We start from the raw sequence: 9,428 nt of genomic DNA, 5'->3' as shown, positions 1-9,428 counted from the left end.
GGAAACCCCCGCCCCCTGCTCCCTGCCGTGGCGGGCCGCTCAGCGCGCGTCGGCGGGTATCCTTCCGAGCCGTCCGGCCTGGAAGTCCTCGAATGCCTGGGCCAGTTCGGCGTGGGTGTTCATCACGAACGGGCCGTAGTGCATCATCGGCTCGCGGATCGGCAGCCCGCCCAGCAGCACGACCTCGAAGTTGGGGCTGCGCGACTCCTGGTTCTCGTCCGCCCGGATCGTGATCGCGTCTCCCGCACCGAAGACGACCGCCTGGCCCATGTGGAACGGGCGGCCCTCCGCACCGGCCGTACCGCGGCCGGCCAGGGCGTAGGCGAGGGCGTTGAAGTCCGTGCGCCAGGGGAGGGTCACCTCGGCGCCCGGGCTCACCGTCACATGCATCATCGTGATCGGTGTGTGGGTCACGCCCGGCCCCCGGTGGCCGTCGAGGTCACCGGCGATCAGCCGCAGCAGCGCCCCGCCGTCGGCGGAGGTCAGCAACTTCACCTGGCCGCCGCCGATGTCCTGGTAGCGCGGCGCCATCATCTTGTCGCTCTTCGGCAGGTTCACCCACAGCTGGAGGCCGTGGAAGAGTCCGCCGGACATCACCAGCGACTCCGGCGGTGCCTCGATGTGCAGCAGGCCGGAGCCCGCCGTCATCCACTGGGTGTCGCCGTCGTTGATGACACCGCCGCCACCGTGCGAGTCGCGGTGCACGAACGTGCCGTCGATCAGATACGTGACGGTCTCGAAGCCGCGGTGCGGATGCCAGGGGGTGCCCTTGGGCTCTCCGGGTGCGTACTCCACCTCGCCCATCTGATCCATCATGATGAAGGGATCGAGGTGCTTGTAGGCGATGCCGGCGAACGCCCGGCGCACGGGGAAGCCCTCGCCCTCGAATCCGCTCGGAGCGGTGGCGACGGTCAGCACGGGCCGGGTGTGCGCGCCGGCGGGCGCGGCCACCCGCGGCAGGGTCAGCGGGTTCTCTACGGTCACAGCAGGCATGACGGCCTCCTCGGTCGTTCGCGATTCAATAAGTTAGTTGAATCCTGAACAACTTGCAAGGCGTGCGGCATTCCCGGCTGCGCAGTATCGCTGTTTCCGCAGGTCAGACGGGCGAAGCAGGGTGACGTACGAAGGGTCGGGGTCAGCCGTACATGCGCCGCATGGCGAAGTCGACCATCTGCTCCACGGCCTTGGCATCGAAGACCATCCGGTGGTCGCCCTCCATGTCGAGGACGAAGCCGTAGCCGGTCGGCAGCAGATCGAGCACCTCGGCACCGGTGATCACGAAGTACTTGGACTCCTTGCCCGCGTACCGCCGCAGCTCCTTGAGCGAGGTGAACATCGGGATCACCGGCTGCTGGGTGTTGTGCAGAGCCAGGAACCCGGGGTTGTCGCCGCGCGGGCAGTAGACCTTGGACGTCGAGAAGATGCCCTGGAAGTCCTCGGCCGACATCGAGCCGGTGGTGAAGGCGCGCACCGCGTCGGCGAGGGAGGGCGGGGACGGCTCGGGATAGAGCGGCTGCTCGCCGTAGCCCCCGGGGGCCGGTTGCTGCGGCGGGGGCGGCGGAGCTCCATACTGCTGCTGCCCGGCACCCGCGTTCTGGTCGTAGCCGTACATGCGCCACAGCGTACTGATTCGGGGATCGCGCGGGGGACGCTCGTCACAGATCGACCGAGAGGGGTTGCTTCTTATTACCGGTGGGTAGCATCATCGGAGCTACTTGCTGGTATTGCGTATCGAGGTCCCTTCCTCGCATCGAGGTCCTTCCTCGCAAAGAGGCCCTCCCGAACCCTTACGGAGCCGTACCCATGGGGCACTACAAGTCGAATCTCCGCGACATCGAGTTCAACCTCTTCGAGGTGCTCGGCCGTGACAGCGTGTACGGCACCGGACCGTTCGCGGAGATGGACGTCGACACCGCCAAGAGCGTGCTGTCCGAGATCGCCCGGCTGTCGGAGAACGAGCTGGCCGACTCGTACGCGGACGCCGACCGGAATCCCCCGGTCTTCGACCCGGACACCAACACCGCGCCGGTCCCGGACACCTTCAAGAAGAGCTACCAGGCGTACATGGACGCCGAGTGGTGGCGTCTGGGCGTCCCGGAGGAGATCGGCGGCACCACCACGCCGCGCTCGCTGCTGTGGGCCTTCGCCGAGTCCATCCTGGGCTCGAACCCGGCGGTGTGGATGTACGCCTCCGGCCCGGCCTTCGCCGGTGTGCTCTTCGAGGAGGGCACCGAGCAGCAGAAGCACATCGCGAAGCTGGCCACGGAGAAGGGCTGGGGCTCCACGATGGTGCTGACCGAGCCGGACGCCGGCTCGGACGTCGGCGCCGGCCGCACCAAGGCCGTCAAGCAGGAGGACGGCTCGTGGCACATCGAGGGCGTGAAGCGCTTCATCACGTCCGGTGAGCACGACATGGCGGACAACATCCTCCACTACGTCCTCGCCCGCCCGGAGGGCCACGGCCCCGGCACCAAGGGCCTGTCGCTCTTCCTCGTGCCGAAGTACGAGTTCGACTTCGAGACCGGCGAGCTGGGCGAGCGCAACGGCGTCTACGCCACCAACGTCGAGCACAAGATGGGCCTCAAGGCGTCCAACACCTGCGAGATGACCTTCGGTGACCGCCACCCCGCCAAGGGCTGGCTGATCGGCGAGAAGCACGACGGCATCCGCCAGATGTTCCGGATCATCGAGTTCGCCCGGATGATGGTCGGCACGAAGGCCATAGCCACCCTCTCGACCGGCTACCTGAACGCCCTGGAGTACGCCAAGGAGCGCGTGCAGGGCCCGGATCTGGCCGCGTTCACCGACAAGGCCGCGCCGCGCGTCACCATCACCCACCACCCCGACGTGCGCCGCTCGCTGATGACGCAGAAGGCGTACGCCGAGGGCATGCGCGCCCTGGTGCTGTACACCGCCACGGTCCAGGACGAGATCCTCATCAAGGAGTCCGCGGGCGAGGACGCCTCCACCGAGAACGCGCTGAACGACCTGCTGCTGCCGATCGTCAAGGGCTACGGCTCGGAGAAGTCCTACGAGCAGCTGGCCCAGTCGCTCCAGACCTTCGGCGGCTCCGGCTACCTCCAGGAGTACCCGATCGAGCAGTACATCCGGGACTCCAAGATCGACACCCTCTACGAGGGCACCACCGCCATCCAGGGGCAGGACTTCTTCTTCCGGAAGATCGTCCGCAACCAGGGCGCGGCGCTGACCCAGCTCTCGGAGACGATCAAGAAGTTCCTGGCCGACGCCGAGGGCGGCGCGGAGCTGGAGCAGGCCCGCGGCGAGCTGGCCAAGGCCGCCGCCGACCTGGAGGCGATCGTCGGCGCCATGCTGACGGACCTCGCCGCCACGGAGAAGGACGTCAAGTCCATCTACAAGGTCGGTCTGAACACCACCCGCCTGCTGATGGCCTCCGGTGACGTCGTCATCGGCTACTTGCTCCTCAAGGGCGCCGCAGTGGCGGCCGGGAAGCTGGCCGGTGCGTCCTCGAAGGACAAGCCGTTCTACGAGGGCAAGATCGCCGCCGCGAAGTTCTTCGCGCACAACGTCCTGCCGGGCGTCGCGGTGCAGCGCGGGCTGGCCGAGTCCGTCGACCAGTCGCTGATGGAGCTCGACGAGGCCGCGTTCTGAGCGACGCGGTCAAGTCCCGGCGGTCCGGGGCCTGTTCCCGGACCGTCACGCCGTTCTTAGAGAGCTCTCAGAATCGGCGGCCAGACTGACCGGTGCCCGCCTCCCTTCCCCCGAGGAGGCGGGCACCGTCGTTCCGGGCCCGATGAGGTGGACGAGCCGGCTGGGGCCCGTGCGCCCGGCCAGAAACGGAATCATTCGTTCCAGTGGGGTCAGCGGCCTGGAATGCGGAAATCGTGGCCGGAAGGCAACGGAGTCGCGCCCCCTGGGCACGGGGATTCGCGGACTTCGCTCCTTATGCTGAATCCATGACCAACTCCACCCGCTTCGACCGCGGCCACACCGACGACCTGATGTCCTTCCTCGCCGCCAGTCCGTCGCCCTACCACGCGGTGGCGAACGCGGCGGAGCGGCTGGAGAAGGCCGGCTTCCGGCAGCTGGCGGAGACCGACGAGTGGGGCGGCGAGAGCGGCGGCCGGTATGTGCTGCGCGGCGGCGCCATCATCGCGTGGTACGTCCCCGAGGGCGCGGGCGCCGCGACCCCCTACCGCATCGTCGGAGCGCACACCGACTCGCCCAATCTGCGCGTCAAGCCGATCCCGGACACCGGTTCCCGGGGCTGGCGGCAGATCGCCGTCGAGATCTACGGCGGCACACTGCTCAACACCTGGCTCGACCGCGACCTGGGGCTCAGCGGCCGGGTCACGCTGCGCGACGGCAGCCACCGGCTGGTCAACGTGGACCGGCCGCTGCTGCGGGTGCCGCAACTCGCCGTCCACCTGGACCGCTCGGTGAACACCGACGGGCTCAAACTCGACAAGCAGCGCCACATGACGCCGATCTGGGGCCTGGGCGAGGTCGCCGAGGGCGATCTGATCGCGTTCGTGGCGGAGGAGACCGGGGTCCCGGCGGACGACATCAAGGGCTGGGACCTGATGGTGCACAGCGTCGAGCCCCCCGCCTATCTGGGGCGCGACCGTGAGCTGGTCGCCGGGCCGCGGATGGACAACCTGCTGTCCGTGCACGCCGGTACGGCCGCGCTCGCCGCGGCGGCGGCCGCCGGCAGCACGCTGACCGGCATCCCGGTGCTGGCCGCCTTCGACCACGAGGAGAACGGCAGCCAGTCGGACACCGGCGCCGACGGCCCGCTGCTCGGCACGGTGCTGGAACGTTCGGTCTTCGCCCGCGGCGGTTCGTACGAGGACCGGGCGCGGGCCTTCGCCGGCACCGTCTGCCTGTCGTCCGACACCGGTCATGCCGTCCACCCCAACTACAGCGAGCGGCACGACCCCGGGCACCACCCGATGCCCAACGGCGGGCCGATCCTCAAGGTGAACGTCAACCAGCGGTATGCGACGGACGGCAGCGGGCGGGCCGTCTTCGCGGCGGCGTGCGAACGGGCCGGGGTGCCCTGGCAGTCGTTCGTGTCCAACAACGCGATGCCGTGCGGCACCACGATCGGGCCGATCACCGCGGCCCGGCACGGCATCGCGACCGTCGACATCGGTGTGGCCATCCTGTCCATGCACTCGGCCCGCGAGCTGTGCGGTGCCCAGGACCCGTATCTGCTGGCGAACGCCCTGACGGCCTTCCTGGAGAGCTGAGTTGGAATTCTCACTGCTCGGTCCGATCGCCGTGACGACCGGCTCAGGAGAGCTGTCGCTCGGGCCCGCCAAACGGCGCAGTGTGCTGGCGCTGCTGCTTCTGCAGCCCAACACCACCGTTCCACTGGAGCAGTTGATCGACTCGCTGTGGGAGGACGAGCCGCCCGAGCACGCCCGTACGGTCGTCCAGGGGCATGTCTCGCGACTGCGCGCGACACTGGCCGCGGGCGGTGCGGAAATGTACGGCATCGAGCTGGCCACGCACGGCTCCGCCTATCTGCTGCGACTGCCGGAGCAACTGATCGACGCGCACCGCTTCAGCGAACTGGTGGCGCTGGCCCGCCCGGAGGCGGCACCGGCCGACGCCGTGCCGCTGCTGCGCGAGGCGCTGGGGCTGTGGCGCGGGCCCGCGCTGACCGGCACGGTCACCAGCCCGCCCTTCGCCGCCGCCGCGCATGCGCTGGAAGAGCGCCGGCTGACCGCCGTCGAGGCGCTGGCGCGGGCCCACGGTGCGCTCGGTGAGCACGAACAGGCCGCGGCGATCCTCTACTCCGCGGCCGTCAACCACCCGCTGCGCGAAGGGCTGATCGCGGCGCTGATGCGGGCGCTGTTCCGTACGGGGCGGCAGTCGGACGCGCTGGAGTGGTTCCACCGCACCCGGCGGCTGCTCAACGAAGAGCTGGGCGTGGATCCCGGGGAGCGGCTGCGCGACGCCTACGAGGAGATTCTCCGCGCGGAGGCGGCGGACGGCGGCCGGAAGGCGGCGCCCGCGCGCTCGTCGTTTCACGTGAAACACGGGCAGGAGGACCCGCAGTCCGGGGACGCCGCCGGTGCGGCCCCCGCGGACGCCACGACGACGGGGACGGGCCGCGGGGCCGGGCGGGCCGGTGCGGCACCGCGGCTGCTGCCCCGGCCGCCCGCTCGCTTCCTGGGCCGGCAGGGCCAACTGCGCGCACTGACGGATGCGTTGACGGACCGTACGACCGGCGAGAGTCCGCTCGCGGTGGTCGCGGGACCGGCCGGCGTCGGCAAGACCGCATGCGCCGTGCAGTGGGCGCATCTGCACGCCGGGGCCTTCCCCGACGGGCAGCTCTTCGCCGATCTGCGCGGTTTCGGCGAGGGCGACGAGGCGGCGCCCGCCGAGATCCTGCGCGACTTCCTGCTGGCGCTCGGCACGCCGCCCGAGCGGGTGCCCGGCTCCGCACAGGCCGCCTCGGCGCTGTTCCGCTCGCTGGTCGCCGACCGCCGGCTGCTGGTCGTCCTCGACAACGCGCGGAGTTCGGCGCAGGTGCGCCCGCTGCTGCCCGGCGGCCCGCACTGCGCCACGGTCGTCACCAGCCGCAGCCGGCTCGACGGGCTGGTCGCCACGGACTGCGCCCGCCCGGTGAGCGTCCAGGTGCTCGGCCACGAGGAGGGCGCGGCGCTGCTCGGCGCGATGCTCGGGCCGGAGCGGGTCGCGGAAGACCCGGCCGCCGCCGAGGAGTTGGTGGCGCTGTGCGACGGGCTGCCGCTGGCGCTGCGGGCCGCCGCCGCCCAGCTGACCGCCCGGCCGCGCTGGAAGCTGGCCCGGCTGGCCGCGGCGCTGCGCGACGAGCGGCGGCGGCTGGCGCTGTTGTCGGCGGAGGACACCGGGATCGCGGCGGCGCTGCGGATGTCGGTCGCCCGGCTGTCGGCAGATGATGCCCGGCTGCTGAGCGCGCTGGCGACCAGCGCCGACGGCCATCTCAACGCGTCGGTGGCGGCGGCGCTCGCCGGGTACGACCCCGAGCGCACCCAGGACGGCCTGGAGCGGCTCGCCGAGATGCATCTGGTGGACGAAGAGGCGACCGATGTCTACACGATCAGTACGCTGACGCAGCTGTTCGCGCGCGATGAGCGCGGTGAGGAGAGAGGTGGGGAGAGCGGGCGGGGCAAGGGCCCCGGTGGCGGCAACGGCTGAGCACCGCGGCGGCGGACGGCGGTCGTTAGGCAAGCGTTAGCGGCACGCCAGCGGCGGGCGGCAGTCTTGTGGACAGACCGCAGGACAAGCAGGCCCGGCCGGATCGCATCCGGCCGCACCGCAGAGCGCACCGCACGGCGCACTGCCCATCGGGGGGAGACCGACATGCCGCAGACCGACGCCCACACCCGCACCGCCCGTACGCCCCGCACCGCCCGCCGCCGTACGCTGCGGATCGCGGCAGCCGGACTGACCGCCGTCGCCGCGCTCACCCTCAGCGCCTGCGGCGGCCAGGACGACCCGCTGAAGACCGCCGCCGCCAAGCCGTTCAACCCGGCGCCGCAGGACTCCAAGGACCCGGCGGCCAACGGCGCGAAGGGCACGCAGGACACCAACGCCTCGGTGAGCGGCGGCAAAAGCGCCTCGGCGGGGCAGGCGTCCGGTGGCCGCGGCGGCAACGCGACCGCGACGGACGGCTCGGCCGGCGGCGCCAAGCAGCGCGGCTCGCATGCGCCGGGCGGGTCCACCGCCGGCCGGGGCCGGGGTGCGGGCGCCGGGCACACCGCCTGCGACGCCGCCCGGATCCGCATCGTGGCGAAGCCGCTGAACCGGCCGATCAACCATCTCCTGCTGGAGGCCACCAACACCTCCGGTACCACCTGCGACCTCTACGCTGCCCCGTTCCTGCAGTTCGACGACGCGCAAGCGCCGGTCCCGGACCTGCCGGAGAGCAAGCCGCAGGCCGTGGTCACCCTCGCGCCGGGCCAGTCCGGCTATGCCGGGGTGACGACGTCCGGTGCCGCCGGCGGCGCGCACGGCCGCACGGTCACCTCGCTGTCCGTCTGGGTCGCGGCCCGCGACGGCAAGGGCAGCGTCGGCGGTGCGGCGAAGGTGGCGCTGCCGGGCGGCTCGGCGTACATCGACGACAGCGCCCGGGTGTCGTACTGGCAGACGGACCCGAGCGACGCGGCCTCCTGGTAGGCCGATCCGTCGCTCCCTTGAGCGGGGCGCCCGCGACTCCCCCTGCGGGCGCCCCTTCGTCTGCCGCCGCGCCGCGGGCCGGCCGGGCGGCTCCCGCACGGTGTCCGGGCGGCTTCCGGGCCGGCTGCGGCTGTCCCGTCATGTCCCACGGCGCCCGCCCGGTGTCCCGCGATGGCGTCCCGCCGACCGCGTCCTCGCAGCTCACAGCGGTGCGGGGCGGGCGGTACGTCCCATGGAACGTGGAACGGCGGACCGTGCCGCGCGCCCGCACCACCATGGTCTCCGTCGCCGCAACCGGCCGTCCGGGCCGGACCGATTCGGAGGGGAACCGGCATGGACGAGCACGGCACCACGTACCCGGGGGACGGCACAACCCCCGCGGACGGCAGGGCATCCACGATCCGCCGGACCGTGGTGCGCAGGGTGCTGCCCGCGGTCGCCGCGGCCGGGATCGGCGTCGCCGGGATCGCGGGGGTCGCGCACGGCAGCGAGACCGCGGCCCCGGGAACCGCCGCCGCCGGCTTCCCGACCTGGGGCACCCGCTGGGTCGTGCACGCCACGGCCGACACCGCTTCCCCCGCGGTCGGAATGATCAACAAGACCGCGGCGGGCCAGGACCGGATCACCGCCGACTACCAGGTCGACACCGGGCACCGAGTGTGCGAGGGCAGCGCCTGCTCGACGTACATGGCGCATCTGACCGGGCCGGTCGGCGGGTTCCTCAGCGTGGTCGCGGTGGCCATCCCGCAGGACCGGCTGCCGGGCATACCGGTCCACGGCGCGCCGCCGCACCCCGGCCGCAGCCGCCAGGAGATGCTGGTGCGCGCCGCCACCTGGCTGACCGCCGACCACGGCGCCCAGGTCCCGTACAGCCAGGTCAAGGTCTGGAAGGACGGCTACCGCCAGGACTGCTCGGGCTATGCGTCGATGGCCCTCGGGCTGCCGACGCCGGGCACCAACACCGTGGGGCTGGCCACCGACCGCGGCCTCACCCGGCCGATATCGCTCGGCGAACTGAAGCCCGGCGACCTGCTCATCGACGCGATCGGCGACCACAACCACAGGCATGTCGTGATCTTCGAGAAGTGGAACAACGCCGCGCACTCCTCGTACACGGCGTTCGAGCAGCGCGGTGGCCATGGCACCGACCACCGGAGCCTGACCTACGGACTGCCGGGCGGCGACGCCCGGTTCAGGCCCTACCGTCCCGTGGAGTTCGGCGACTGACCCTAATCGGGGGCGCGTTCCGGGATGGATCCGGGGCGCTGAATCCGTTG

General features: G+C 71.7%; 7 protein-coding genes. 5 read left to right on the top strand and 2 right to left on the bottom strand.

Annotation, left to right across the window (positions count from 1 at the left end):
- Window positions 1-39: 39 nt before the first annotated feature.
- Window positions 40-993 (bottom strand): pirin family protein, encoded by a 954-nt coding sequence (locus ACO1BR_RS03555; RefSeq protein ID WP_426793537.1) that lies wholly within the window; start codon window positions 991-993, stop codon window positions 40-42.
- 142 nt (window positions 994-1,135) lie between these two features.
- The gene (locus ACO1BR_RS03550; RefSeq protein ID WP_043265151.1) at window positions 1,136-1,612 is read right to left on the bottom strand and encodes an SseB family protein; all 477 of its coding nucleotides are present in this window, start codon (window positions 1,610-1,612) and stop codon (window positions 1,136-1,138) included.
- Window positions 1,613-1,803: 191 nt separating this feature from the next.
- Between ACO1BR_RS03550 and ACO1BR_RS03545 the strand changes: the two genes are divergently transcribed.
- The 5 genes from ACO1BR_RS03545 to ACO1BR_RS03525 all read left to right on the top strand — a co-directional run bounded on the left by ACO1BR_RS03545 (window position 1,804) and on the right by ACO1BR_RS03525 (window position 9,378).
- A complete protein-coding gene (locus ACO1BR_RS03545; RefSeq protein WP_426793536.1) occupies window positions 1,804-3,630 on the top strand; it encodes an acyl-CoA dehydrogenase in 1,827 nt (608 codons plus the stop codon).
- A gap of 305 nt (window positions 3,631-3,935) precedes the next feature.
- Window positions 3,936-5,231, top strand: a complete 1,296-nt coding sequence (locus ACO1BR_RS03540) for a M18 family aminopeptidase (protein WP_426793535.1) — start codon at window positions 3,936-3,938, stop codon at window positions 5,229-5,231.
- A 1-nt stretch (window position 5,232) separates the two neighbouring features.
- Window positions 5,233-7,170, top strand: coding sequence for a BTAD domain-containing putative transcriptional regulator (locus ACO1BR_RS03535; RefSeq protein ID WP_426793534.1), 1,938 nt, complete (start codon window positions 5,233-5,235; stop codon window positions 7,168-7,170).
- Window positions 7,171-7,335: 165 nt separating this feature from the next.
- The gene (locus tag ACO1BR_RS03530; RefSeq protein WP_426793533.1) at window positions 7,336-8,151 is read left to right on the top strand and encodes a DUF4232 domain-containing protein; all 816 of its coding nucleotides are present in this window, start codon (window positions 7,336-7,338) and stop codon (window positions 8,149-8,151) included.
- Window positions 8,152-8,484: 333 nt separating this feature from the next.
- Window positions 8,485-9,378, top strand: a complete 894-nt coding sequence (locus tag ACO1BR_RS03525) for a hypothetical protein (RefSeq protein ID WP_426793532.1) — start codon at window positions 8,485-8,487, stop codon at window positions 9,376-9,378.
- Window positions 9,379-9,428: the final 50 nt, after the last annotated feature.

The sequence above is a fragment of the Streptomyces sp. YGL11-2 genome (assembly GCF_050054615.1).
Lineage (GTDB): Bacteria > Actinomycetota > Actinomycetes > Streptomycetales > Streptomycetaceae > Streptomyces.
Note: the sequence above shows the minus strand (reverse complement) of the source record. Positions and strands in the feature narration are given on the sequence as shown.